Below are 24,226 nucleotides of genomic sequence, written 5' to 3'. Positions count from 1 at the left end.
GACAAAGATGGCTCCGATTAAAGCGATAACTCGCGGGCCTTGTCAAAGATCCCGCGCCATTATCGGTTCGCTGACGAGAAAGCTGTGCGGCGCACCGCGTTATGCAAGGCGGAAAACTCGGCCCGGCAGCGCCTATGTTACACTGCGGCGCAGAATATGGGCAGGCTTAGAGCGCAGGAATCGATGACGTTACAACAGTGGTGTTTTTCTTTTAAGGGCCGCATCGGGCGGCGCGACTTCTGGATCTGGATGGGGCTGTGGTTGGCGCTGATGGCGGCGGCGTTTACGCTGGCCAATTATCAATTGATCGCCATCCAATCCATCGCCTTCTTTATCGTGGCGCTGCTGTGGCCGACGGCGGCGGTGCTGGTCAAACGTCTGCACGATCGCAACAAGGCCGGCTGGTGGGCGCTGCTGCTGATCCTGGCGTGGATGCTGGCGGCGGGCAACTGGCAAATGCTGGCGCCGATCTGGCAATGGGGCGTCGGGCGTTTCATCCCGACGCTGATTATCGTGATGATGATGATCGATCTGGGCGCCTTCGTCGGCACGCCGGGAGACAATCGGTTCGGCCCGGAAGCCGAACCGGTGAAGTTCCGCTGATCCCCTTTGGGTTACCAGTAGTGTTCGCTGGTGATGTGGCCCGGTTTGCGGCGCAGGTGTTTGCGCATCTGGCGATGGTCTTTCAGCGTTTGCTGGGTGTCCCGCACCATCTGCGGGTTGCCGCACAGCATCACGTGGCTGGTTTCGGCGTCGATGGTCAAGCCGATCGCCGCTTCCAGCCGGCCGTCCTCGATCAGCGCCGGCACGCGGCCGGTCAGTGAACCGGGCGTTTCTTCGCGGCTGACGACGGTCTGGATGCGCAGCTTGCCGTTGTAGCGTTGCTGCAATTGCTGCATCAGCGGCAGGTAGCTCAGATCGCGCGCAAAACGCGCGGCGTGCACCAGCACCAGGTTGTTAAAGCGTTCCAGGCCGACGCCTTGCTGCAGAATCGATAAATAGGGGCCGATGGCGGTGCCGGTCGCCAGCATCCACAGCGTGTCGCAGTCGGGCACCTCATCCAGCACGAAGAAGCCGGCCGCTTCTTTGGTCACCATGACATCCGACCCTGGCCGCAGCTGATTGAGGCGCGGGCTCAGTTTGCCTTCCGGCACCGTCACCAGATAGAACTCCAGGTTGGCGTCATCGGGGGCATTGACGTAGGAGTAAGCGCGTTGCACTCGTTCGCCGTCGATCTCCAGCGCCAGTTTGGCGAATTGCCCGGCAGTGAAAGGATCGATGGGGGCATTGACCACCAGGCTGAACAGCCCGTCGGTCCATTGTTTTACCTGCGTAACCTTGCCGTTTACCCATTCAGCCATACTCTAAAGCTCCCGTGGTCGAATCAAATAAGCACAATGTCGTGAGCCGGAAATGGCGTGCGTGGTGCGCTCTATCCGGTAGTCGTTGCCGAACAGGCGGTGAAACAGCTGCAGCTCGGAATTGCACAGGCTGCTGCAGTTGGAACCGGCCACGCCGATCGGACAGTGGTTTTCCACCAACAGCGCACCGTGCGGATGATCGAGCAATTCGGCCATGTAACCGTCATGTTGCCGCAGACGCACCAATCGGGCTAACCGCTCTTGGTGGCTGCGCTCGGCGGACAGCTCTTCGGCATAGCGCAGATAAAGCTGTTCTTCGCGCGCGCTCAGCAACGGTTCTACGCCGGCGCCGCCAAACAGCCGCAGCGCGGATGCCCGCAGCCGCTCCTGATCGGCGGCCGCAAAAGCGTGCCCTCGCGCTGTCAGCGACCAGTAGCGCGTCGGGCGGCCGACCTTGCTGCGCGCTTCTTCGTAACAAACCAACTCACGTTTTTCCAGGGATTGCAGATGTTGTCGGATGCCCATCGGCGTGATGTCCAGACGCTCCGCCAGCATTTTGGCCGAGTGCGGGCCGAGAGCCTTTAACTGCAATAAAATCAGCTCAGGTGTTTTCATGAACCAAATCCCTATGGTGTTATTTTATTTCAAGTTGATGAAAATAATTATCGATTAAATGCTAAAGCGCGGCTACTGCAAGGGCGCTATTTTTAACTCCAAAGCGTTAGACGTACAGTTTAATTTACGAGCCTGGTCGGGTTTGCTGCCAGTGTGACCTGGATCAATATCTGCCTGAAACTCGCTAAAAAAATCAGATTTGATTAGCTTATGCCGCCATAGAGGGCTGCTCGCCGTTCTGGCTGCTGCAACGGCCATACCGGGACGCTGTGACGAGTTGAAACGTTAACGAAGATAATGAGAAAACTAGAGAATTTTCACCTGCTGGTGATGCTTATCCTGTTGGTCGCCGTCGGCCAGATGGCGCAAACCATTTATGTTCCCGTGATTGCTGATATCGCCCACGATCTGTCGGTTCGCACCGGCGCTGTGCAACGGGTGATGGCGGCGTATCTGCTGACCTACGGTTTCTCCCAGCTGATTTACGGGCCGATATCGGATCGTATCGGGCGTCGCCCGGTGATCCTGGCCGGCATGATGATCTTCCTGGTCGGTGCGCTGGGCGCACTGCTGTCCACCAACCTGACGATGCTGGTTGCCGCCAGCGCGATTCAGGGCATGGGCACCGGCGTGGCGGGCGTGATGGCGCGCACCATGCCGCGCGATCTGTATGCCGGCACCGCACTGCGCTACGCCAACAGCCTGTTGAACATGGGGATTTTGGTCAGCCCGCTGCTGGCGCCGGTGATCGGCGGCGCATTGGCGATGGTGTTCGGCTGGCGCGCCTGCTACGCCTTCCTGCTGGGGCTGTGCGCCTGCGTCGCCTTCGCCATGTTCCGCTGGCTGCCGGAAACCCGTCCGGTGCAAACGGAAAAACGTCGCATGCTGGCCAGTTTCCGCCAGCTGCTGGGTGACAGCACCTTCAGTTGCTATCTGGTGATGCTGATCGGCGCGCTGGCGGGGATTGCGGTATTCGAGGCCAGCTGCGGCGTGTTGATGGGCGGCGTGTTGGGACTGAGTGGGCTGACCGTCAGCATCCTGTTCATTCTGCCGATCCCGGCGGCGTTTTTCGGCGCCTGGTACGCCGGGCGCGACGGCAAGACCTTCCACACGCTGATGTGGCATTCGGTGATTAGCTGCCTGCTGGCGGGGGCGATGATGTGGATCCCGGGCTGGTTCGGCGTGATGAACATCTGGACGCTGATCGTGCCGGCCGCATTGTTCTTCTTCGGCGCCGGCATGCTGTTCCCGCTGGCGACCACCGGGGCGATGGAGCCGTTCCCTTACCTGGCCGGCGCGGCGGGCGCATTGGTGGGCGGCATGCAGAACATGGGGTCCGGTCTGGCGACCTGGCTTTCCGCCATGCTGCCGCAAACCGGGCAGTTCAGCCTCGGCTTGCTGATGTTCGCGATGGCGCTGCTGATCCTGCTGTGCTGGTGGCCGCTGTCCAATCGCATGCAGCATCAAGGACATACCGCATAACGACAGGGCGCCATTCGGCGCCCTCATACCGTTGACAAAGGGAAGAAAAAGCGTGGTTTTTCTCCCCTTTGTGGTTATTAGCCGAAAATCAATAAATTGATTTTCCTTGTTTTTTATTCACTGTTCTCTGCCGACCCGGCAAGGGCATGAGGTTTGCCATCAATCATCAGGGCGCCATTCGGCGCCCTGTTTCGTTACAGCAGAAACTCGTGCAGCGCCGGGTCTTTGCGATCCAGATAGTGGGTCGAACGGATACGGCGGATGGTGCGCGACTTGCCGCGGATCAGCAACGTTTCGGTGGTGGCCATGTTGCCCTGGCGGCTGATGCCCTCCAGCAAATCGCCCTTGGTGATGCCGGTGGCGGAGAAGATCACGTTGTCGTTGCGCGCCATCTGATCCAGACGCAGCGCCTGGCCGGCTTCGATACCCATCTCCCGGCAGCGGGCCAACTCTTGTTCGCCGATGCGGCGGTTTTCGGCGCTGTCGCCTTTCACCTCATGACGCGGCAGCAAACGCGCCTGCATGTCGCCGTCCAGCGCGCGGATCACCGCGGCTGAGATCACACCTTCCGGCGCGCCGCCGATGCCGTACATCACATCGACCTCGCTTTCGGGCATGCAGGTGAGAATGGAGGCCGCCACGTCGCCGTCAGGAATGGCGAATACTCGCACGCCCAACTGTTGCATCTGCGCGATGACGCCGTCGTGGCGCGGTTTGGCCAATACGATCACCGTCAACTGCGACAGCGGTTTGCCCAGTCGTTCGGCGACGTTCTGCAGGTTCTCCGCCAGCGGCCGGTTGAGATCGATGGCGCCGCGCGCCGCCGGGCCGACCACCAGCTTCTCCATGTACATGTCCGGCGCGTGCAGGAAAGTGCCGCGATCGCCCACCGCCAATACCGCCAGCGCGTTGGACTGGCCCATGGCGGTCATGCGGGTGCCTTCGATCGGATCGACCGCGATGTCGACCGCGTCGCCTTGGCCGGTACCGACCTGCTCGCCGATATACAACATCGGCGCTTCGTCGATCTCGCCTTCGCCGATCACAATGCGCCCATCGATATCCACTTTGTTGAGCATGATGCGCATGGCGTGGACCGCCGCGCCGTCGGCGGCGTTCTTGTCGCCGCGCCCCAGCCATTTGTAGCCCGCCAGTGCGGCGGCTTCGGTAACGCGGGAGAATTCGATGGCTAATTCACGTTTCATGGCAAACCTGTCTGTGAGAAAGGGAAGAAAATATCGACAAAGTCTATCACAGCGCGGTGGCGGCAGGGCGGGGCAAAAAAAAAGCGCCGCCCGCAGGCAGCGCTTGTTGGCGAAACGGCAACTTCGGGATTACTCGTGATCTTCCCATGCCTGAGCGCGAGCCACCGCTTTTTTCCAGCCGCTGTAGCGGTAGTTGCGTTCGGTGGTTTCGATGCTTGGGCGGAATTCACGCTCAACCACCGCTTTGCTCTTCACTTCATCCAGATCGTTCCAGTAGCCGATGGCCAGGCCCGCCAGGAACGCCGCGCCCAGCGCCGTCGATTCACGCACTTCAGGGCGCTCTACGCGGGTGCCGAGAATATCGGACTGGAACTGCATCAGGAAGTTGTTGGCGACTGCGCCGCCGTCCACGCGCAGCGATTGCAGGCGGGTGTTGGCGTCGGCCTGCATGGCGTCCAGCACGTCACGGGTCTGGAAGGCGATGGATTCCAGCGTGGCGCGGATGATGTGGTTGCTGTTGGCGCCGCGGGTCAGGCCGAAAATGGCGCCGCGAGCATACGGATCCCAGTAAGGCGCACCCAGGCCGGTGAAGGCCGGCACCACATAGACCCCGTTGCTGTCTTTCACCTTGGTGGCGAAGTATTCGGAGTCGGCGGCGTCGCTGATCAGTTTCAGCTCGTCGCGCAGCCACTGGATAGACGCGCCGCCGATGAACACCGCGCCTTCCAGCGCATAGTTCACTTCACCGCGCGGGCCGCAGGCGATGGTGGTCAGCAGACCGTTTTTCGACCGTACCGCTTCTTTGCCGGTGTTCATCAGCAGGAAGCAGCCGGTGCCGTAGGTGTTCTTCGCCATGCCCGGTTGAACGCACAGCTGGCCGTACAGCGCCGCCTGCTGGTCACCGGCGATACCGGCGATAGGAATACGCGTGCCGCCCTTACCGCCGATGTTGGTCTGGCCGTATACCTCGGAGGACGGACGGACTTTCGGCAGCATGGCGCGCGGAATGTCCAGCACTTCCAGCATGCGTTCGTCCCAGTCCAGTTCGTGGATGTTGAACATCATGGTGCGTGAGGCGTTGGTGTAATCGGTGACGTGTACGCGCCCCTGGGTCATTTTCCACACCAGCCAGGTATCCACGGTGCCGAACAGCAGTTCGCCGCGCTTGGCGCGCTCGCGGGCGCCTTCGACGTTGTCCAGGATCCACTTCACCTTGGTGCCGGAGAAGTACGGGTCAACCACCAGGCCGGTGTTGTGACGGATGTACTCTTCCAGGCCGTCGCGCTTGAGCTTCTCGCAGATGTCGGCGGTGCGGCGGCACTGCCAAACGATGGCGTTGTAAATCGGCTTGCCGGTCTCTTTTTCCCAGACGATGGTGGTTTCGCGCTGGTTGGTGATGCCGATGCCGGCGATCTGATCGGAATTGATGTCGGCTTTCGCCAGCACTTCTACCAGCGTCGAACTTTGCGACGCCCAGATCTCCATCGGGTCGTGCTCAACCCAGCCGGCCTTTGGATAGATCTGCGGGAATTCGCGCTGCGATACCGCAACGATGTTGGCGTCGTGATCGAGCACGACGGCGCGTGAGCTGGTGGTCCCTTGGTCGAGTGCGACAATGTATTTTTTTTCTACAGTCATGGTAATTATCCTGCTGTTGTTAACCGTTTAAAACTGCACCCATCATGCTTTACGCTGCTGGGTCTTGGCGTCGGGCTCTTCTTCCGTCACGCAGACGTCGCACGGCAGGTGGCGGCCAATCAGCGCGCGGTAACCGAAAGCGCCCAGGCCACAGCCGACGATAGGAGCGAAGATCGGCACCAGGAAGTATGGGATGTCGCGTGCGCCGGTGAAGGCGACTTTGCCCCAGCCGGCCAGGTAGGCGAACAGTTTCGGCCCGAAGTCACGCGCCGGGTTCAACGCAAAGCCGGTCAATGGTCCCATGGAGGCGCCGATCACGGCAATCAGAATACCGATCAGCAGCGGCGCCAGCGGGCCGCGCGGAATGCCGTTGCCGTCGTCGGTCAGCGCCAGGATCAGGCACATCAGGATTGCCGCGATCACCATTTCTACCAGGAAGGCCTGGCCGACGGAGATATGCGCGTTAGGGTAAGTCGAGAAGATGCCGGCCAGTTCGAGGCTTTCGTTGCTGCCGCGCACCATGTGGTGGGCCGCTTCGAAGTCGAAGAACAGGTTGTAGTACAGCCCGTAGACCAAGGCCGCTGCGCAGAAGGCGCCGGCGACCTGCGCAATGATGTAAGGCACCACTTTGCGCCCGTCGAAGCAGGCGAACAGCCACAGGGCGAGGGTGACCGCCGGGTTGAGATGCGCGCCGGAAATGGCGGCGGTCAGATAGATGGCCATGGCGACGCCGAGGCCCCAAATGATGCTGATTTCCCACTGGCCGAAGCTGGCGCCCGCCAGTTTCAGTGCGGCAACGCAGCCTACGCCAAAGAAGATCAGCAGCGCCGTGCCGAGGAACTCGGCGATGCACTGGCCTTTTAATGTCGGACTGGTGGTTTGGCTCATAATGTTGTTGTCCTGCAAAACGGCGGTTGTTGGTTTATAGGCTCAGTTGGGTAGAGATCCGGCCTATGGGCACAGTTTTTTTCATCTCGTCCAATTATTGAATGAGGACGTGATGTAAATTTATCGTTAACGAACATAAACGAGAAATAGCGAAATCAAAATGTGTGTGGCGCGTCATAAAATTGAGCGATTTCGCGTCGTTTAGTGTTCTTTCTGAGCCATAAAAGTGTGATCTGACCAGTGGTTTGCTGAGGGTTGTTAACAACTCGCGGCGGCGGCGATGGGGATTTTCAGTTTTTGCTGATGGCGGGGGCAGGAAAATTGCAACAGACTGCGCGATGATCCGGTATGTTGCTAGACAGGCGGAGACTGGCTACTTACAATCGTTTTTAACGAATCGAGACCGGCGCGCCTTTCGTAACGGCGCGCGTCACTGAGCGCGATGCAATATTCGCAGTAGCTGCAGCCGATGTTGCGGCCGCTACTTATAGATGTACGCCTTGCTATCATGAGGGGACTGAAGCATGTCATTTGAAGTATTTGAGAAACTGGAAGCAAAAGTACAGCAGGCGATTGATACCATCACCTTGTTGCAGATGGAAATTGAAGAGCTGAAAGACAAAAACAACTCTCTGTCGCAGGAAGTTCAGGCTGCCTCCGGCAACCACGAAGCGTTGGTGCGCGAAAACCAACAGCTGAAAGAAGAACAGCACGTATGGCAAGATCGCCTGCGCGCGCTGCTGGGCAAAATGGAAGAGGTCTGATCCTCACGCCATGCAGCAACGAAAAGGGCGCCTCAGGCGCCCTTTTTCATGACCGGAAATCACTCGATGTCGAGCGGGTCCTCGGAGAGGATGATGCCGGTGTTGTCGGCATACAGGTGGTCGCCGGAGAAGAAGGTGACGCCACCGAAGTTGACGCGGATATCGCTTTCGCCCACGCCTTCGCTCACGGCACCCGCCGGGATCGCCGCCATCGCCTGAATGCCGATGTCGAGTTCTTCCAGATCGTCCACCTGGCGCACCGCGCCGTACACCACGATGCCTTCCCATTCGTTCTGGGCGGCCAAGCGCGCCAGTTCGGCGTTGATCAGCGCCCGGCGTACCGAACCGCCGCCGTCGACCAACAGCACGCGGCCGCGGCCGTTTTCTTCAAGCAGATCGAACAACAGGCCGTTATCCTCAAAGCATTTCACCGTGGTGATCTGCCCGCCAAATGAAGTACGCCCGCCAAAATTGGAGAACAGAGGTTCAACAACGTTTACCTCTTCATGATAGATGTCGCAAAGTTCGGAAGTATCGTATTTCATAGGATTTTACGTCTGTTTGCCGCTGGAATGTTCAGTATATCCCTTTATTCGCCCTGTTGGCAAAATCATCAGTTTTTAACTGAGCGCCACGCCGATGGCGAACAGCAGGTTGGCCAGCAACGCCGCTTTGACCATGTGTTCCAGCATCGGCCGCATGCCGACCGGCGTCGGATCGCGCAGCACGCGCAGGCCGTGGCGCATCAGCAGCGGGATCGCCAACACGAACAGCCAACCCCACGGGCTGTGCAGGTTGAACAGCGTAAACAGCGCGAAACACAGCACTGCGCCGCCGAGCAGCAGGGCATGGTAAATGCGCGCCTTGTGCGGGCCGAGACGCACCGCCAGCGTGTTCTTGCCGTTTTCGCGATCGCTCTCGATATCGCGCAGATTGTTGATGTTGAGCACCGCCGTCGCCAGCAGGCCGCAGGCGGTGGCAGGCAGCATCACCACGCTGTCGAAGGTGTGCGTTTGCAGATAGTAGGTGCCGGCCACGCTCAGCCAGCCGAAGAACACCAGTACCGAGATGTCGCCCAACCCCAAATATCCGTAGGGCTTGTTGCCGACGGTATAGGTGATGGCTGCCACGATAGACAACCCGCCCAGCACCAGAAAGCCCACCACGTCGCTGGGTTGCTCGCAGGCGACGGCGATCAGCGAACAGCCGGCGAGGGCGATCAGCACCACCGTCACCACCAGTGCCCGTTTCATCTGCGCCTGGGTGATCATGCCTTTCTGCATGCCGCGCAATGGCCCGATGCGATCTTCTTTGTCGCTGCCTTTGACCGCATCGCCGTAGTCGTTCGCCAGGTTGGAGAGGATCTGCAGCAGGCCGGCGGTCAACAGCGCCAGCAGCGCCACTTCAGGTTTCAGGCTGCCGTGCCAGGCGGCGATTGCCGAGCCGACCACGATGGAGGCAAAGGCCAGCGGCAGGGTGCGGGGGCGTAGACTTTCCAGCCAGGCGGAGATCGGGGTGGTGGGGGTTGATGAGCTCATGTTTCGCTTCTGTGTCCGTTAGAAATAATTGTGGGAGGCAATGCCTCCCACACAGATGACTGACAAGACAATGATTGAGCGATTATAGGATAAAACGACTCAAATCTTCATCCGCCACCAGTTCATCCAGATGACTGCGCACGTAATCCGCATCAATTGTAATGGATTGGCCATTAATTTCACTCGCATCGTAGGAAATATCTTCCATCAGACGCTCCAGCACGGTGTGCAGACGACGCGCGCCGATGTTCTCGGTGCTTTCGTTGACCTGCCACGCGGCTTCGGCGATGCGGCGGATGCCGTCGGCGGTGAACTCGATATTGACGCCTTCGGTGCCCATCAGCGCTTTGTACTGTTCGGTCAGCGACGCGCTCGGCTCGGTCAGGATGCGCTCGAAATCTTCGGTGGTCAGCGCCTGCAGCTCAACGCGGATCGGCAGACGGCCCTGCAGTTCCGGGATCAGATCCGACGGATTGGCGGTCTGGAACGCGCCGGAGGCGATGAACAGGATGTGGTCGGTCTTCACCATACCGTGCTTGGTGGACACGGTGCAGCCTTCCACCAGCGGCAGCAGATCGCGCTGCACGCCTTCGCGGGAAACGTCCGGGCCGGAGCTTTGGCCGCCGCGCTTACAGATTTTGTCGATCTCATCGATAAACACGATGCCGTGCTGCTCAACCGCTTCGATCGCCTGCTCTTTCAGTTCTTCCGGGTTTACCAGCTTGGCGGCTTCTTCTTCCACCAGCAGCTTGAAGGCTTCTTTGATCTTCAGCTTGCGCGGTTTTTGCTTTTGGCCGCCGAGGTTCTGGAACATCGACTGCAGCTGGTTGGTCATCTCTTCCATGCCCGGAGGCGCCATGATTTCCACGCCCATCGGCGCGGCGGCCAGATCGATTTCGATCTCTTTGTCATCCAGTTGGCCTTCGCGCAGTTTCTTGCGGAATGCCTGGCGGGCGGCGGACGGTTCCTGATTTTCTTCCGGTTGGCCCCAGTTGTTCTTGGCCGGCGGGATCAGCACGTCGAGAATGCGCTCTTCGGCCAACTCTTCGGCGCGGGTGCGGTTTTTCTCGATCGACTGCATGCGCACCATTTTGATGGCGGCATCGGTCAGATCGCGGATGATGGAGTCCACTTCTTTGCCCACATAGCCCACTTCGGTGAACTTGGTGGCTTCAACCTTGATGAACGGCGCGTTGGCCAGCTTCGCCAGACGACGGGCGATTTCGGTTTTACCGACGCCGGTCGGGCCGATCATCAGAATGTTTTTCGGGGTCACTTCGTGACGCAGCATCTCGTTGAGCTGCATCCGGCGCCAGCGGTTGCGCAGGGCAATGGCGACAGCGCGTTTGGCCTTGTTTTGGCCAATGATATAGCTGTCCAGTTCGCTGACGATCTCGCGCGGGGTCATTTCAGACATGGTATTCGATCCTTACGCTTTGGAAGACAATTCTTCAATGGTGTGGAAATGGTTGGTGTAAATACAGATGTCGCCGGCGATGTTGAGGGATTTCTCAACGATGTCGCGGGCGCTCAGCTCGGTATTTTCCAACATGGCGCGGGCGGCGGCCTGGGCGTACGGGCCGCCGGAGCCGATGGCGATCAGATCGTTTTCCGGCTGCACCACATCGCCGTTGCCGGTGATGATCAGCGAGGCGGTTTCATCGGCGACCGCCAGCAGCGCTTCGAGCTTGCGTAGCATGCGGTCGGTGCGCCAGTCTTTCGCCAGTTCGACGGCGGCTTTCACCAGGTGGCCCTGATGCATTTCCAGTTTGCGTTCAAACAGTTCAAACAGCGTGAAGGCGTCAGCGGTGCCACCGGCGAAACCGGCGATCACTTTGTCGTTATACAGGCGACGCACTTTCTTGACGTTACCCTTCATCACCGTATTACCCAGGGTTGCCTGGCCATCACCACCGATGACGACCTGGCCGTTGCGGCGTACGCTTACAATTGTTGTCACGAGCAGACCCTCGTTAAAGACGGAAAGAAGTCCCCGCAGCGCCTGCTTTCGCAGACGCTACGAGGCATATTGAGAGTATAGATGGGGGGGGATTGACGCTTTTCAACCCCCAACGGAGAGGGGAATGCAACTCGACATGCCGACGCCCTTCAGGCGTGAAAGGGTTTTATCCGCTGCGGCGCGGCTGCTGTAGGGGCCGAGCACGACGCGATTCCAGCCGCCGCCGGCGGTGATGCGGCTCTCGATGCCTTCGAACGCCAGGCGTGCACGCACGGATTCAGCCTGATCGGTGGCGCGGAACGAACCGCATTGCACCATCCACTTCTGTTTCGATTCCGGCTTGGTGTCCTGCTTGGCCGTTTCCTGTTTCACTTCCGGTTTCGGCTCCGGCTTCGGTTGCGGCTTCGGCTCAGGCTGTTTCGCCTGCACCGGCGGTGGGGTGACCGGCTTCGGCTGCTGGTGCTGCTGCACCGGCGCGGTGGCGGCCCCGTTGTTGAATGGGTTGCGCGGTGCCTGGGTAACCTGCTGCTGTTGCTGTACCGGCTGCTGCTGCATTTGCTGTTGTTGCATCTGCTGCTGCTGGCGGTTACTGCGCGCGTTGACCTGGCCCGGATCGTTATACGGCACTTCGTTCAGCTGCGTCGGGCGCTGCTGCATGTCGGCCTGCATCTGCTCCAGCAACTGCCGCTGTTCGGCGGTCAGCTGAGTTTTGGAATTGAGCTCGCCGCCGGCCGTCGGTTCGGTCGGTGTTTGCACGCCGATCTGCCGGTTTTCCAGCTCTTTGATGTAGCGCCAGCGCTCTTCCGGCTTCGGCGGCAGGCCGTTGCCGGGGTGCGTGGTGTGCGCAGGCAACAACGGCGCGTCTTCCGGCTTGTTGTGGGTAATGAAATAGAGGCCACCGACAAAGATAACCAGCAACGCGGCGGCTAACGCCAGCACGGTTTTGGAAACCTTCGGAGAACTGCGTTTTTTACGGCTGGGGGTTTTACGCTTAGCTCCTGCTGCGCGCCCACGGCTTACATAGTCTTTTTGTGCCACTATTATTCCGCTGTGTCCTGATGAGAGGATAAGTCCGTCATGTTACTGAACCCTAAAATATTTGACTAGCGTTTCGGGGCAGCGGTGCTGCCTCTGATAATCAATTCACTGTCCAATAGCCGGGAGCCGCTGGCCACCGTCTGGCCGTTCAACTGCTCCAACAGCAATAACATCGCCTGTTGGCCTATCTGGAAACGCGGCTGCGCCACCGTGGTCAGCGGCGGATCGCAATACTGCGCCAGCTTGAGGTCGTCAAAGCCGACGATCGACAGATCCTGCGGTACCCGCAGCCCCATTTTCTTCGCCTGGGACAGCACGCCGATCGCCATAACGTCGCTGTGGCAGAACACCGCCGTCGGCGGTTTCGGCTGAGCCATCAGCGCCGTCAGCGCTTGCGCGCCGGCTTCGTAGGTAAAATCACCCCGGGTAATATAGCTGCTTTCGACGGTAATGCCATTACGACGTAGCGCTTGAACGTAACCCTGCAGCCGATAATGGCTCAGCGGCATCTGTTCCGGCCCGGCGACGCAGGCGATCTGCCGGTGGCCCAATTGGTGCAAATAATGCACGGCTTCAAAGGCGGCGGTCAGGTTATCGATGTGCACCGTCGGCAGTTCCAGCTCGGGGGCAAACTCGTTGGCCATCACCATCGGCGGCAGGTTGCGCTGCTCTTCCTTGCTGGCGTCGAACGGCAGGTTAGAGCCCAGCAGCAGCATGCCGTCGATCTGTTTGGTGATGATCAGATTGACGAAGGTGCGTTCTTGCTGGTTTTGTTGCGCGCAGTCGCCGATCAGCACCAGATAGCCTTGTTGGGCGGCGGTCTGTTCGATCCCCTGGATCACATCGGCGAAAAACGGATCGCAGATGTCGGGCACGATCACCAGGATGGTGCGGGATTCGTTGCGTTTGATATTGCGTGACAGAGCATGAGGAGAATAACCCACGGCCAGCACGGCCTGTTCCACTTTCTGGCGCGTTGGCGTTGACACCTTTTCCGGGTTCATCAGCGCACGCGATACGGTAGCCGTTGAAACGCCCGCCATTTCGGCGACGTCTTTCATGGTCGCCATGGATAACTCTTTCTTGTGTTCCAACGCCTTTCTCCTTGCGTCAGCCCCATGCCGACGCCACTACTGCTGTTTGCTCACAATGTTCGGCATGCGGTGGCGGGATTGTTGTCATTGAGCGCCACTCGCGTTCGGGCACTCCGTCGCGCTGCGATGTGGCGACAAAATTTGCCCTCGCAGACATTCTAAACAGAATACGCCCCGCCTTTGTTACCTAATTTGCATAAAAAATGTGACCTGAGAAGGTTTTTTAGCGTTCGCTCGCAATTTCAAGGGTAAACGTTTGCACTGCGGCAGCTAAATCGGACTTTTCCGGGATCAGCTGTCGATCGGATCGACATCCAGCGTCCATTTCACCTTGCGCGTTTGCGGCAGGGTGCCGATCAGCGGCAGCGAGCTTTTCATCAGCTGTTGCAGGACGCGCCGCGTCGGGTGCTGCAGCAGCAGCTGCCAGCGGAAACGGCCGCCGCGTTTTGATTGCAGCGCCGGCACCGGGCCCATCACCCACAGCGAATCGTCCTTAAGCGGACTGGCTTCCAGCAGGTTGCGCAACTGCTGCAGGAACAGCGGGGCCTGTTGGTTATCGTGATCTTCGGCGCGCACGATGATGTGGCTGGTGTAGGGCGGCAGAAACACGCTGTTGCGCTCCGCCAGCGTCTGTTTGGCGAAGGCGTCGTAACCCTGTTGCAGCAGCACCTGCAGCAGCGGGTGCTCCGGATGGTGGGTTTGCAGCAACACTTCACCCTGTTTGCCCGCTCGGCCCGCCCGGCCGGAGACCTGGGTATACAGCTGAGCGAAACGCTCGGCGGAGCGGAAGTCGGCGGAGAACAACGCGCCGTCCACGTCCAGCAACGCCACCAGCGTGACGTCGGGAAAATGGTGGCCTTTGGCGAGCATCTGCGTGCCGATCAGAATGCGCGCTTCGCCGCGATGAATATCCGCCAGGTGTTGCTCCAGCGCCCCTTTGCGGCTGGTGGTGTCGCGATCGATGCGGGTGATCGGCGTGTCGGGGAACAGCGGCGCCAGCTCCTGTTCCAGCTGTTCGGTGCCGACGCCGACCGATACCAGGTGGGTGGATCCGCACTGCGGGCACTGGTGCGGCACCGGTCGCTGGCTGTCGCAGTGGTGGCAGCGCAGCTGGCGCTGATGCTGGTGGAAGGTGTAGTAGTGATCGCAGCGCTGGCACTCGGCGATCCAACCGCACTCGTGGCACAGCAGCGCCGGGGCGTAACCGCGGCGGTTGAGGAACAGCATCACCTGGTTGCCGGCTTTTAAATGGTGCTGCATGCTTTTCAAAAGCGGTTGCGACAGGCCGACCTTCAGCGGCAGCCCTTTCAGATCGATCAGGTGCTGCGCTGCCGGTTTGGCGTTGCCCGCGCGCTGGGTGAGCTTCAACTGGCGATATTTGCCCAGTTGCACGTTGTGCAGCGTTTCCAGTGCCGGCGTGGCGGAGCCCATCACCATCGGGATGTCTTCTTCCCGGGCGCGGAACACCGCCAGATCGCGGGCATGGTAGCGCCAGCCTTCCTGCTGTTTATAAGAACTATCGTGCTCTTCGTCGATGATGATTACGCCCAGCTGCCGGAACGGCGTGAACAGCGCCGAGCGGGTGCCGATGACGATGGCGGCTTCGCCGCTGCGCGCGCGCAGCCAAACCGCCAGCCGTTCGCTGTCGTTCAGCCCGGAGTGCAGCACGTCCACCGGCGCGTTGAAGCGCTCGCGAAAGCGGGCGATGGTTTGCGGCGTCAGGCCGATTTCCGGCACCAGCACCAGCGCCTGCCGGCCTTTGGCCAACACGTTCTCCAGCACGCTGAGATACACCTCGGTCTTGCCGGAGCCGGTGACCCCGGCCAGCAGCCAGGCGGCAAACTGCTCATCCTCGCTTCTGATTGCCCCGACGGCGGTGGCCTGTTCGGTATTCAGCCGCAGCCGCTCGCCCAGCACCGCGAAGTTGGGGCGCCAGTCCTGCGTGGCCGCTACCTGAGCGCGCAGGTCAATCAGCCCTTTGGCGCGCAGCGCCTGCAGAGCACTTTCCGTCAGCTCAAGCTGGCTGACCTGATGGCGATAGACCGGGCGTTGCAGCAGCGCCGCCAGCGCCTGCTGCTGTTTCGGCGCGCGTTTCAGGCTTTCGGGCGGGGTGGCGCGCCCCTCTTCGGTGGCGAACCACTGCCACAGCGGCGCGGCCTCGGCCGGTTTGCCTTGGCGCAGCAGGATCGGCAGCGCATGGAACAGCACTTCACCGATGGGATAGTGATAGTAATCGCTGGCCCAGCGCAGGATGCGCCACAGGCTGGGAGAGAACAGCGACTCGGTGTCGATCACGCTGTCGATCGGCTTGAGCTTGTCCAGCGGCAGTTCGCTGGTGTCGCTGCAGCCGGTGACGATGCCGATTGCATGCTGCCTGCCCCAGGGCACGCCCACGCGCGCGCCGGCCACCGGCTGCATGCCGGGCGGCAGCAGATAGTCGAAGGTGCGGGCGAGGGGGACCGGCAAAGCAACGTGTACGACGGGCATGATCTCATCCAAATTGAAAAAAAGTGGGCATCAGTTTACACGGCGCATCGGCAAATGTACGGTTCCGATTGCGCGCCCCGACTAATGCTGTATAATTTGCCGCCTTTGGTATAATTCGATACCAAAATTCTATTATCAACCACGTGTGGTGTCTGGCGAAACAGGGCTGGATAGCGACACGGCCTTAACTGAGGTTTCCCATGAAACAAGGTATCCACCCAAAATACGAAGAAGTTACTGCTAACTGCTCTTGCGGTAACGTGATGAAGATCCGCTCCACCGTGGGCCACGATCTGAACCTGGACGTTTGTGGCGCATGCCACCCGTTCTACACTGGCAAGCAGCGTGACGTTGCTACCGGTGGCCGCGTTGACCGCTTCAACAAGCGTTTCAGCGTACCAGGCGCTAAGAAATAAGATTTCTTATCGACCGATGAAAAAGGCGCCCTGGGCGCCTTTTTTCTTTTCTGCCGCCGGCGTTCGCCGGGCGGTTCTCAATATTCCCAGGTATCGGGATCGACACCCAGTTCGCGCATCAACGCTTTTGCGGCTTCCGGGATTTCATCGCTGCGCTCTTTGCGCAGGTCTTCATCGTTCGGCAGCGGCTGGCCGGTAAAGGCATGCAGAAACGCTTCGCACAGCAGTTCGCTGTTGGTGGCGTGGCGCAGGTTGTTCACCTGGCGACGGGTCCGTTCGTCGGTGAGGATTTTCAGGACCTTCAGCGGAATGGATACCGTGATCTTTTTGACTTGCTCGCTTTTTTTACCGTGTTCAGCGTAAGGGCTGACATACTCGCCGTTCCACTCAGCCATGGGACACCTTAACTTTGTCAGAAAAATTACAAAATTCTAAAAACCGGCCAATTATGCCCGATCTTCACTGTTCTCACTAAATAAATGTCAATTTTACGCGACCAGGGTCACTGAATGCCCCGCTTCGGCCAGGCATTGCCGCTTAACATCTTATCGTCATGTCATATCGGCATAATTTTAGCGGGTATTGTGTCATTGCTCAATCTATACGCAAAGAAGTTTAGATGTCCAGATGTATTGACGTCTATCAATCCTGCGATTACTCTTTAGGCCTCATCCACCGAACCGAGAGCCGAGCGAGCCCATGACGCGTAAACCAGCCACGATTGCCGTACGCAGCGGCCTGAACGACGACGAACAGTACGGCTGCGTTGTCCCGCCGATTCATCTTTCCAGCACCTATAACTTTACCGACTTCAACCAACCCCGAGCCCATGACTACTCGCGACGCGGCAACCCGACGCGCGACGTAGTGCAGCGCGCGTTGGCGGAGCTGGAAGGCGGCGCCGGCGCGGTGATGACCGGCAGCGGGATGTCGGCGATCCATCTGGTGACCACCGTGTTGTTGAAGCCCGGCGATCTGCTGGTGGCGCCGCACGACTGTTACGGCGGCAGCTATCGGCTGTTCGACAGCCTGAGCAAGCGCGGCGCCTATCGCGTGCTGTTCGTCGATCAGGGTAATGAAGAAGCCCTGCAGCAGGCGCTGGCGCAAAAGCCGAAGCTGGTGCTGATAGAAAGCCCCAGCAATCCGCTGCTGCGAGTGGTAGACATCGCGGCGATCTGCGCTGCCGCGCATGCGGCGGGCGCGTTGACGGTGGTGGACAACACCTTCCTCAGCCCGGCCCTGCAACAGCCGATCGAACTCGGTGCCGATCTGGTGGTCCATTCTTGCACCAAATACCTGAACGGGCATTCGGACGTGGTGGCCGGGGCGGTGATTGCCAAAGATCCCGAGCTGGCGGTCGAGCTGGCCTGGTGGGCGAACAACATTGGCGTGACCGGCGGCGCGTTCGACAGTTATCTGTTGCTGCGCGGCATGCGCACGCTGTCGCCGCGCATCAAGGCGGCGCAACAAAATGCTGAAGCGATTGTTGACTATTTACAGCAGCAACCGCTGGTGAAAAAGCTGTATCATCCCTCCCTGCCGGAGAATCCGGGGCATGAGATCGCCCGCCGTCAGCAGCGCGGTTTCGGCGCGATGCTGAGTTTTGAACTGGACGGCGATGAAGCGGTGCTGCGCCATTTTCTCTCTGCCCTTGAGCTGTTTACTCTGGCAGAATCGTTGGGCGGCGTAGAAAGCCTGATCTCGCATGCAGCGACCATGACTCACGCCGGCATGGCGGCGGAGGCGCGGGCAGCGGCCGGCATCTCCGAGAGCCTGCTGCGCATTTCCGTGGGTATTGAAGACAGTGAAGATTTGATTGCCGATCTGGAACGCGCTTTCCAGGCGGCGGCAACGAGGTAAGCATGAATGCAATTGCTGTAGCAGGGCCGGTGAGCGGGCGTCAACTGCACAAGTTTGGCGGCAGCAGTCTGGCGGATGTGAAGTGTTATCTGCGTGTGGCCGGGATTATGGCGGAATACAGCCAGCCGGGCGACATGATGGTGGTATCGGCCGCCGGCAGTACCACCAACCAGTTGATCAACTGGCTGAAGCTCAGCCAGAGCGATCGCCTGTCTGCGCACCAGGTGCAGCAGACGTTGCGTCGCTATCACAGCGATCTTATCAGCGGCCTGTTGCCGCCGGAAAGCGCCGAGCCGCTGATCGCCGAGTTCATTCAGGATCTGGAACGTCTGGCGGCGCTGCTGGACGGCAACGTCGACGACGTGTGCTATGCCGAAGTGGTCGGGCACGGCGAGATCTGGTCGGCGCGCCTGATGGCGGCGGTGCTCAACCACCTGGATATGCAGGCGGCCTGGCTGGACGCGCGTGATTTCCTGCGCGCCGAGCGCGCCGCGCAGCCGCAGGTGGATGAAGGCCGTTCTTACCCATTGCTGCAGCAATTGTTGGCCCAACATCCGGGCAAACGCCTGGTGGTGACCGGGTTCATTTCGCGCAATGACGCCGGGGAAACCGTGCTGTTGGGGCGTAACGGCAGCGACTACTCCGCCACTCAGGTCGGCGCGTTGGCCGGCGCTGCTCGCGTCACCATCTGGAGCGACGTGGCCGGGGTATACAGCGCCGATCCGCGCAAGGTGAAAGACGCCTGCCTGCTGCCGCTGCTGCGTCTGGACGAAGCCAGCGAGCTGGCGCGTCTGGCGGCGCCGGTGTTGCACACCCGTACTCTGCAGCCGGTCTCCGGCAGCGATATCGATCTTCAGCTGCGCTGCAGCTATCAGCCGGAGCAGGGCTCGACGCGCATCGAGCGCGTATTGGCGTCCGGCACCGGCGCCAAGATTGTCACCAGCCACGATGACGTGTGCCTGATTGAACTGCACGTCGCCGCTCAGCATGACTTCAAACTGGCGCAGAAAGAGTTGGATCTGGTGCTCAAGCGCGCGCAGATCAAACCGCTGGCGGTGGGCATCCACCCTGACCGCAATCGGGTGCAGCTGTGCTACACCTCCGAGGTGGTCAACAGCGCGCTGGCGACGCTGCAGGCCGCGGCGCTGCCAGGCGAGCTGCGCCTGCGCGAAGGGTTGGCGCTGGTGGCGATGGTCGGCGCCGGGGTATGCAAGAATCCGCTGCACAGCCACCGTTTCTATCAGCAGCTGAAAGATCAGCCGGTCGAGTTTATCTGGCAGGCGGAAGATGGCATCAGCCTGGTGGCGGTATTGCGCCAGGGGCCGACCGCGCTGCTGATCCAGGGGCTGCACCAAAGCCTGTTCCGCGCCGAGAAGCGCATCGGCCTGGTGTTGTTCGGCAAGGGTAACATCGGCTCCCGCTGGCTGGAGCTGTTCGCCCGCGAGCAGACCCATATTTCCGCGCGCAGCGGCTTCGAATTCATCCTGGCGGGGGTGGTGGACAGCCGCCGCAGCCTGCTGAACTACGACGGGCTGGATGCCAGCCGCGCGCTGGCGTTCTTTGAGGATGAGGCGCAGGAACTGGACGAAGAATCGCTGTTCCTGTGGATGCGCGCGCACCCGTTCGACGATCTGGTGGTGCTTGACGTGACCGCCAGCGAAGAGCTGGCCGGGCAGTATCTGGATTTCGCCAGCCACGGTTTCCACGTGATCAGCGCCAACAAGTTGGCGGGGGCCTCGTGCAGCGACAGCTATCGCCAAATTCGCGACGCCTTCGCCAAAACCGGCCGCCACTGGCTGTACAACGCCACCGTCGGCGCCGGCCTGCCGGTCAACCACACGGTGCGCGATCTGCGCGACAGCGGCGACAGCATTCTGGCGATCAGCGGCATCTTCTCCGGCACGCTCTCCTGGCTGTTCTTGCAGTATGACGGCACGGTGCCGTTTACCGAGCTGGTGGATCAGGCTTGGCAGCAGGGGCTCACCGAACCGGATCCGCGGGTCGATCTCTCCGGCCAGGACGTGATGCGCAAGCTGGTGATCCTGGCGCGTGAGGCGGGCTATGACATCGAACCGAACCAGGTGCGGGTCGAGTCACTGGTGCCGGCGGGCTGCGAACTGGGCTCCGTCGATCAGTTCTTCGAGAACGGCGAGGCGCTGAATCAGCAGATGCAACAGCGCTTTGAGGCCGCCAGCGAAATGGGCCTGGTGCTGCGTCACGTGGCGCGTTTCGACGCCAACGGCAAGGCGCGGGTCGGCGTGGAGGCGGTGCGCCCTGAGCATCCTCTGGCCTCGCTGCTGCCGTGCGACAACGTGTTCGCCATCGAGAGCCGCTGGTATCGCGATAATCCGCTGGTGATCCGCGGGCCGGGCGCCGGCCGCGATGTGACCGCCGGCGCGATCCAGTCAGACCTTAACCGATTGGCGCAGCTGCTTTAATCCTCTGCGGGCGCGGGTTCACCGCGCCCCTTTGCTTTTCCTGCCATACTTATCCCTGCCGCTGTCATGAAATTTCCTCTTTGAGCGGGTGAGGATTAATCATCTTATTCCCCTCATTTTCCTGTTGACTCTTTAGCCAACATGCGGCATTTTCTATCTAGACGTCTAAACGTATAGACGCTCATCAAGATGAAATAAAAACAGTGATCGAGAAGAGGTGAGCAGGGTATGAGTTTTTTCCACGCAAACCAGCGGGAAGCGCTGAATCAGAGTCTGGCGGAGTTGAACGGCCAGATTAACGTATCATTCGAGTTCTTCCCGCCACGCACCAGCGAGATGGAAGAGACCCTGTGGCAGTCGATCGATCGTCTGAGCATCCTCAAACCTAAATTCGTTTCCGTCACCTACGGCGCCAACTCCGGCGAGCGCGATCGCACCCACAGCATCATCAAGGGGATCAAGGAGCGCACCGGCCTGGAGGCTGCGCCGCACCTGACCTGCATCGACGCCAGCCCGGCGCAGTTGCGCGACATCGCGACCGACTACTGGAACAGCGGCATCCGCCATATCGTGGCGCTGCGCGGCGATCTGCCGCCGGGCGGCGGCAAGCCGGACATGTACGCGACCGATCTGGTGGCGCTGTTGAAAGACGTGGGCGACTTCGACATTTCCGTCGCCGCCTATCCGGAAGTGCACCCGGAGGCGAAGAGCGCCCAGGCCGATTTGATTAACCTGAAACGCAAGATCGACGCCGGGGCCAGTCGCGCCATCACCCAGTTCTTCTTCGACGTTGAGAGCTACCTGCGCTTCCGCGACCGCTGCGTTGCCGCCGGCATCGACGTGGAAATCGTGCCGGGCATTCTGCCGGTGTCCAACTTCAAGCAGCTGCAGCGCTTCGCCACCATGACCAACGTGCGGGTGCCAAGCTGGATGACCAGCATGTTTGAAGGGCTGGACGACGATGCGGAGACCCGCAAAATGGTCGGCGCCAATATCGCCATGGACATGGTGAAGATCCTCAGCCGCGAAGGGGTGAAAGATTTCCACTTCTATACGCTGAACCGTGCAGAGATGAGCTACGCGATCTGCCACACGCTGGGCGTGCGCCCGGTGGCCGCCGCCTGACAGGCTTGCTCCATTGAAAAGGGCGCCGCTTTACCGCGGCGCCCTTTTTTTGTGGGGAAAGGCATAAAAAAACGGCCCCGATAAACGGGGCCGCGATGAGGCTCACTAGCCAGTGTTGCGCATCCCGGCGGCGACGCCGGCGATGGTGACCATCAACGCCTGCTCGACGCGGGCGTCCGGCTGCTCCTGCTGGCGCGAACGGTGCAGCAATTCGGCCTGCAAGACGTTCAACGGGTCGGTATAAACGTTGCGCAGCGCGATGGATTCGGCGATCCACGGCAGGTCTTCCATCAGGTGCGCATCGTTGGCGATGGTCAGCACCACCTTGATGTCGCTTTCCAGCTGATCGCGCAGCTGTTGGCCCAGCGGCCACAGCGATTTATCCACCAGGCGCTGATCGTAGTATTCCGCCAGCCACAGGTCGGCCTTGGCGAACACCATTTCCAGCATGGCGATACGGGTGGAGAAGAATGGCCAGTCGCGGCACATCGCCTCCAGCTCCGCCTGTTTGCCGGCTTTCACCGCTTCCTGCAATCCGGCGCCGGCGCCGAGCCAGGCCGGCAGCATCAGGCGGTTCTGCGTCCAGGCGAAAATCCACGGAATGGCGCGCAGGCTCTCCACGCCGCCGTTCGGCTTGCGCTTGGCCGGGCGTGAGCCCAGCGGCAGTTTGCCCAGCTCCAGCTCCGGCGTGGCCGCGCGGAAGTAAGGCACGAAGTCCGGGTTTTCACGCACGTAGCCGCGATACATCCGGCAGGAGGTCTCGGACAGGTCGTCCATCAGCGCCCGCCATTCTTTCTTCGGTTCCGGCGGCGGCAGCAGGTTGGCCTCGAGGATCGCACCGGCATACAGCGCCAGGCTGCTGATGGTGACTTCCGGCAGGCCGAACTTGAAGCGGATCATCTCGCCCTGTTCGGTGACGCGCAGGCCGCCCTTCAGGCTGCCCGGCGGCTGCGACAGCAGCGCCGCATGCGCCGGAGCGCCGCCGCGGCCGATGGAACCGCCGCGGCCGTGGAACAGCGTCAGCGCCACGCCGGCCTTTTCACAGGTTTTGATCAGCGCGTCCTGCGCGCGGTACTGCGCCCAGGAAGCGGCCATCACGCCGGCGTCTTTCGCCGAGTCGGAATAGCCGATCATCACCATCTGTTTGCCCTGGATGAAGCCGCGATACCAGTCGATGTTCAGCAACTGGGTCATCACGTCGTCGGCGTTGTTCAGGTCGTCGAGGGTTTCGAACAGCGGGGCGACCGGCAGCGCGAACGGGCAGCCGGCCTCTTTCAGCAGCAGGTGCACCGCCAGCACGTCGGAAGGCGTGCGCGCCATCGAAATCACATAGGCGGCGATCGAACCCTGCGGCGCTTCGGCGATCACCCGGCAGGTTTCCAGCACTTCCTGCGTGTCGGCGCTCGGTTGCCATTTCAGCGGCACCAGCGGGCGTTTGGAGTTCAGCTCGCGGATCAGGAACGCCTGTTTATCGGCTTCCGACCAGCTTTCATAGTCGCCCAGCCCCAGGTAGCGGGTCAGCTCGGCGATGGCTTCGGTATGGCGGGTGCTCTCCTGACGCACGTCGATGCGCACCAGCGGCACGCCGAAGCAGCGCACGCGGCGCAGGGTATCCAGCAGTTGACCGTTGGCGATGATGCCCATGCCGCAGGCCTGCAGCGACTGGTAGCAGGCATACAGCGGCTCCCACAGCTGCTCGTTGTTCACCAGCAGGTCGTGCGGTTTCAGCACGCGCTCGCCCTTCAGGCGGCCTTCAAGATAAGCCTGGGAACTCATCAGCTGGCTGCGCAGCTGCTTCATGATTTCGCGGTACGGCTCCTGCACCTCATCGCCGCCGGCGCGGGCGCGCAGCTCCGGGGTGCATTCGGTCATCGACAGCTCAGAGACCAGCACCTGGATATCGCGGGTGAACAGGTCGCAGGCTTTCCAGCGGCTGAGCAGCAGCACATGGCGGGTAATTTCGGCGGTCACGTTCGGGTTGCCGTCGCGATCGCCGCCCATCCAGGAGGTAAAGCGCACTGGCACCGCTTCCACCGGCAGGCTGTAATCGATGGAGTTTTCCAGCTGTTCGTTGAATTCGCGCAGGAACGCCGGCACGCCTTCCCACAGGCTGTTTTCCACCACCGCAAAGCCCCATTTGGCTTCGTCGATCGGGGAAGGGCGGTGTTTGCGAATTTCATCGGTGTGCCACGACTGGGCCACCAGCTGACGCAGGCGGCGCATGATCTTGTTGCGCTCGTAGTCGGCCAGATCGTTGTGATCGAGCTGGCTGAGGCAGGTGTTGACCTCCACCAGCTTGTGGATCAGGGTGCGGCGG

General features: G+C 60.7%; 21 protein-coding genes. 7 read left to right on the top strand and 14 right to left on the bottom strand.

What is annotated here, in order from left to right; translation table 11 throughout:
- Window positions 1-183: 183 nt before the first annotated feature.
- Complete coding sequence (locus tag ADK28_RS18050; protein ID WP_033639143.1) at window positions 184-603, top strand: DUF805 domain-containing protein; 420 nt, start codon at window positions 184-186, stop codon at window positions 601-603.
- 11 nt (window positions 604-614) lie between these two features.
- On the opposite strand, the gene fpr is transcribed toward ADK28_RS18050, so the two are convergent.
- Together fpr and ADK28_RS18040 are read right to left on the bottom strand one after the other, a co-directional pair.
- Window positions 615-1,361 (bottom strand): ferredoxin--NADP(+) reductase, encoded by a 747-nt coding sequence (gene fpr, locus ADK28_RS18045; RefSeq protein ID WP_004931107.1) that lies wholly within the window; start codon window positions 1,359-1,361, stop codon window positions 615-617.
- 3 nt (window positions 1,362-1,364) lie between these two features.
- A complete protein-coding gene (locus ADK28_RS18040) occupies window positions 1,365-1,976 on the bottom strand; it encodes a helix-turn-helix transcriptional regulator (RefSeq protein WP_016929711.1) in 612 nt (203 codons plus the stop codon).
- A 297-nt stretch (window positions 1,977-2,273) separates the two neighbouring features.
- Between ADK28_RS18040 and emrD the strand changes: the two genes are divergently transcribed.
- Window positions 2,274-3,458 carry a multidrug efflux MFS transporter EmrD gene (emrD, locus tag ADK28_RS18035; protein WP_048796308.1) on the top strand — a complete coding sequence of 395 codons (1,185 nt, stop codon included), beginning with the start codon at window positions 2,274-2,276 and terminating at the stop codon, window positions 3,456-3,458.
- Between the two features lie 194 nt (window positions 3,459-3,652).
- Here emrD and glpX read toward each other — a convergent pair whose 3' ends face one another.
- From glpX to ADK28_RS18020, 3 genes are all read right to left on the bottom strand, one after another.
- Entirely contained in the window at window positions 3,653-4,663 is a 1,011-nt protein-coding gene (gene glpX / locus ADK28_RS18030) for a class II fructose-bisphosphatase (RefSeq protein ID WP_016929713.1), read from the bottom strand.
- Window positions 4,664-4,792: 129 nt separating this feature from the next.
- A complete protein-coding gene (glpK, locus tag ADK28_RS18025; protein WP_004931097.1) occupies window positions 4,793-6,301 on the bottom strand; it encodes a glycerol kinase GlpK in 1,509 nt (502 codons plus the stop codon).
- A gap of 42 nt (window positions 6,302-6,343) precedes the next feature.
- Complete coding sequence (locus ADK28_RS18020; RefSeq protein WP_015379417.1) at window positions 6,344-7,189, bottom strand: MIP/aquaporin family protein; 846 nt, start codon at window positions 7,187-7,189, stop codon at window positions 6,344-6,346.
- Between the two features lie 524 nt (window positions 7,190-7,713).
- On the opposite strand from ADK28_RS18020, the gene zapB reads away from it, so the two are divergent.
- Window positions 7,714-7,953, top strand: coding sequence for a septal ring assembly protein ZapB (gene zapB, locus ADK28_RS18015; RefSeq protein WP_004931092.1), 240 nt, complete (start codon window positions 7,714-7,716; stop codon window positions 7,951-7,953).
- A 59-nt stretch (window positions 7,954-8,012) separates the two neighbouring features.
- Here the strand turns inward: zapB and rraA are convergent, their stop codons facing one another.
- From rraA to priA, 7 genes are all read right to left on the bottom strand, one after another.
- The gene (gene rraA, locus ADK28_RS18010) at window positions 8,013-8,498 is read right to left on the bottom strand and encodes a ribonuclease E activity regulator RraA (RefSeq protein ID WP_004931090.1); all 486 of its coding nucleotides are present in this window, start codon (window positions 8,496-8,498) and stop codon (window positions 8,013-8,015) included.
- Window positions 8,499-8,573: 75 nt separating this feature from the next.
- Window positions 8,574-9,491 (bottom strand): 1,4-dihydroxy-2-naphthoate polyprenyltransferase, encoded by a 918-nt coding sequence (locus ADK28_RS18005; RefSeq protein ID WP_033639146.1) that lies wholly within the window; start codon window positions 9,489-9,491, stop codon window positions 8,574-8,576.
- A gap of 82 nt (window positions 9,492-9,573) precedes the next feature.
- Entirely contained in the window at window positions 9,574-10,908 is a 1,335-nt protein-coding gene (gene hslU / locus ADK28_RS18000) for an HslU--HslV peptidase ATPase subunit (RefSeq protein WP_004931086.1), read from the bottom strand.
- Between the two features lie 12 nt (window positions 10,909-10,920).
- Window positions 10,921-11,451: an ATP-dependent protease subunit HslV gene (hslV, locus tag ADK28_RS17995; protein WP_048796307.1), complete on the bottom strand. Its 531-nt coding sequence runs from the start codon at window positions 11,449-11,451 to the stop codon at window positions 10,921-10,923.
- Window positions 11,452-11,553: 102 nt separating this feature from the next.
- Window positions 11,554-12,489: a cell division protein FtsN gene (ftsN, locus tag ADK28_RS17990; protein WP_048796306.1), complete on the bottom strand. Its 936-nt coding sequence runs from the start codon at window positions 12,487-12,489 to the stop codon at window positions 11,554-11,556.
- A 65-nt stretch (window positions 12,490-12,554) separates the two neighbouring features.
- Window positions 12,555-13,583 carry a DNA-binding transcriptional regulator CytR gene (gene cytR / locus ADK28_RS17985; protein WP_004931082.1) on the bottom strand — a complete coding sequence of 343 codons (1,029 nt, stop codon included), beginning with the start codon at window positions 13,581-13,583 and terminating at the stop codon, window positions 12,555-12,557.
- Between the two features lie 291 nt (window positions 13,584-13,874).
- Window positions 13,875-16,070 carry a primosomal protein N' gene (gene priA / locus ADK28_RS17980; protein WP_004931080.1) on the bottom strand — a complete coding sequence of 732 codons (2,196 nt, stop codon included), beginning with the start codon at window positions 16,068-16,070 and terminating at the stop codon, window positions 13,875-13,877.
- A gap of 200 nt (window positions 16,071-16,270) precedes the next feature.
- Here priA and rpmE point away from each other — a divergent pair, with 200 nt between their 5' ends.
- On the top strand, window positions 16,271-16,486 hold the full coding sequence (gene rpmE / locus ADK28_RS30285; protein ID WP_004931078.1) for a 50S ribosomal protein L31: 216 nt from the start codon (window positions 16,271-16,273) through the stop codon (window positions 16,484-16,486).
- A gap of 77 nt (window positions 16,487-16,563) precedes the next feature.
- Here rpmE and metJ read toward each other — a convergent pair whose 3' ends face one another.
- The gene (gene metJ / locus ADK28_RS17975) at window positions 16,564-16,881 is read right to left on the bottom strand and encodes a met regulon transcriptional regulator MetJ (protein ID WP_004931076.1); all 318 of its coding nucleotides are present in this window, start codon (window positions 16,879-16,881) and stop codon (window positions 16,564-16,566) included.
- Window positions 16,882-17,185: 304 nt separating this feature from the next.
- On the opposite strand from metJ, the gene metB reads away from it, so the two are divergent.
- The 3 genes from metB to metF all read left to right on the top strand — a co-directional run bounded on the left by metB (window position 17,186) and on the right by metF (window position 21,909).
- On the top strand, window positions 17,186-18,346 hold the full coding sequence (metB, locus tag ADK28_RS17970; protein WP_048796305.1) for a cystathionine gamma-synthase: 1,161 nt from the start codon (window positions 17,186-17,188) through the stop codon (window positions 18,344-18,346).
- A gap of 2 nt (window positions 18,347-18,348) precedes the next feature.
- Window positions 18,349-20,784 carry a bifunctional aspartate kinase/homoserine dehydrogenase II gene (locus ADK28_RS17965; RefSeq protein ID WP_048796304.1) on the top strand — a complete coding sequence of 812 codons (2,436 nt, stop codon included), beginning with the start codon at window positions 18,349-18,351 and terminating at the stop codon, window positions 20,782-20,784.
- A gap of 228 nt (window positions 20,785-21,012) precedes the next feature.
- The gene (metF, locus tag ADK28_RS17960; RefSeq protein WP_004931071.1) at window positions 21,013-21,909 is read left to right on the top strand and encodes a methylenetetrahydrofolate reductase; all 897 of its coding nucleotides are present in this window, start codon (window positions 21,013-21,015) and stop codon (window positions 21,907-21,909) included.
- 105 nt (window positions 21,910-22,014) lie between these two features.
- Here metF and ppc read toward each other — a convergent pair.
- A partial coding sequence (ppc, locus tag ADK28_RS17955; RefSeq protein ID WP_048796303.1) for a phosphoenolpyruvate carboxylase occupies window positions 22,015-24,226 on the bottom strand: 2,212 nt, incomplete at its 5' end.

Source organism: Serratia sp. 506_PEND (assembly GCF_001076875.1).
In the GTDB taxonomy this organism is placed as follows: domain Bacteria; phylum Pseudomonadota; class Gammaproteobacteria; order Enterobacterales; family Enterobacteriaceae; genus Serratia; species Serratia marcescens.
This window is presented reverse-complemented; position numbering and strand designations above follow the sequence as displayed.

What these genes read in the sequence shown, in the direction of transcription:
- ADK28_RS18050 (WP_033639143.1), top strand. Translation starts at nt 184, where the DNA reads ATGACGTTACAACAGTGGTGTTTTTCTTTTAAGGGCCGCATCGGGCGG.
- fpr (WP_004931107.1), bottom strand. Translation starts at nt 1,361, where the DNA reads ATGGCTGAATGGGTAAACGGCAAGGTTACGCAGGTAAAACAATGGACC.
- ADK28_RS18040 (WP_016929711.1), bottom strand. Translation starts at nt 1,976, where the DNA reads ATGAAAACACCTGAGCTGATTTTATTGCAGTTAAAGGCTCTCGGCCCG.
- emrD (WP_048796308.1), top strand. Translation starts at nt 2,274, where the DNA reads ATGAGAAAACTAGAGAATTTTCACCTGCTGGTGATGCTTATCCTGTTG.
- glpX (WP_016929713.1), bottom strand. Translation starts at nt 4,663, where the DNA reads ATGAAACGTGAATTAGCCATCGAATTCTCCCGCGTTACCGAAGCCGCC.
- glpK (WP_004931097.1), bottom strand. Translation starts at nt 6,301, where the DNA reads ATGACTGTAGAAAAAAAATACATTGTCGCACTCGACCAAGGGACCACC.
- ADK28_RS18020 (WP_015379417.1), bottom strand. Translation starts at nt 7,189, where the DNA reads ATGAGCCAAACCACCAGTCCGACATTAAAAGGCCAGTGCATCGCCGAG.
- zapB (WP_004931092.1), top strand. Translation starts at nt 7,714, where the DNA reads ATGTCATTTGAAGTATTTGAGAAACTGGAAGCAAAAGTACAGCAGGCG.
- rraA (WP_004931090.1), bottom strand. Translation starts at nt 8,498, where the DNA reads ATGAAATACGATACTTCCGAACTTTGCGACATCTATCATGAAGAGGTA.
- ADK28_RS18005 (WP_033639146.1), bottom strand. Translation starts at nt 9,491, where the DNA reads ATGAGCTCATCAACCCCCACCACCCCGATCTCCGCCTGGCTGGAAAGT.
- hslU (WP_004931086.1), bottom strand. Translation starts at nt 10,908, where the DNA reads ATGTCTGAAATGACCCCGCGCGAGATCGTCAGCGAACTGGACAGCTAT.
- priA (WP_004931080.1), bottom strand. Translation starts at nt 16,070, where the DNA reads ATGCCCGTCGTACACGTTGCTTTGCCGGTCCCCCTCGCCCGCACCTTC.
- rpmE (WP_004931078.1), top strand. Translation starts at nt 16,271, where the DNA reads ATGAAACAAGGTATCCACCCAAAATACGAAGAAGTTACTGCTAACTGC.
- metJ (WP_004931076.1), bottom strand. Translation starts at nt 16,881, where the DNA reads ATGGCTGAGTGGAACGGCGAGTATGTCAGCCCTTACGCTGAACACGGT.
- metB (WP_048796305.1), top strand. Translation starts at nt 17,186, where the DNA reads ATGACGCGTAAACCAGCCACGATTGCCGTACGCAGCGGCCTGAACGAC.
- ADK28_RS17965 (WP_048796304.1), top strand. Translation starts at nt 18,349, where the DNA reads ATGAATGCAATTGCTGTAGCAGGGCCGGTGAGCGGGCGTCAACTGCAC.
- metF (WP_004931071.1), top strand. Translation starts at nt 21,013, where the DNA reads ATGAGTTTTTTCCACGCAAACCAGCGGGAAGCGCTGAATCAGAGTCTG.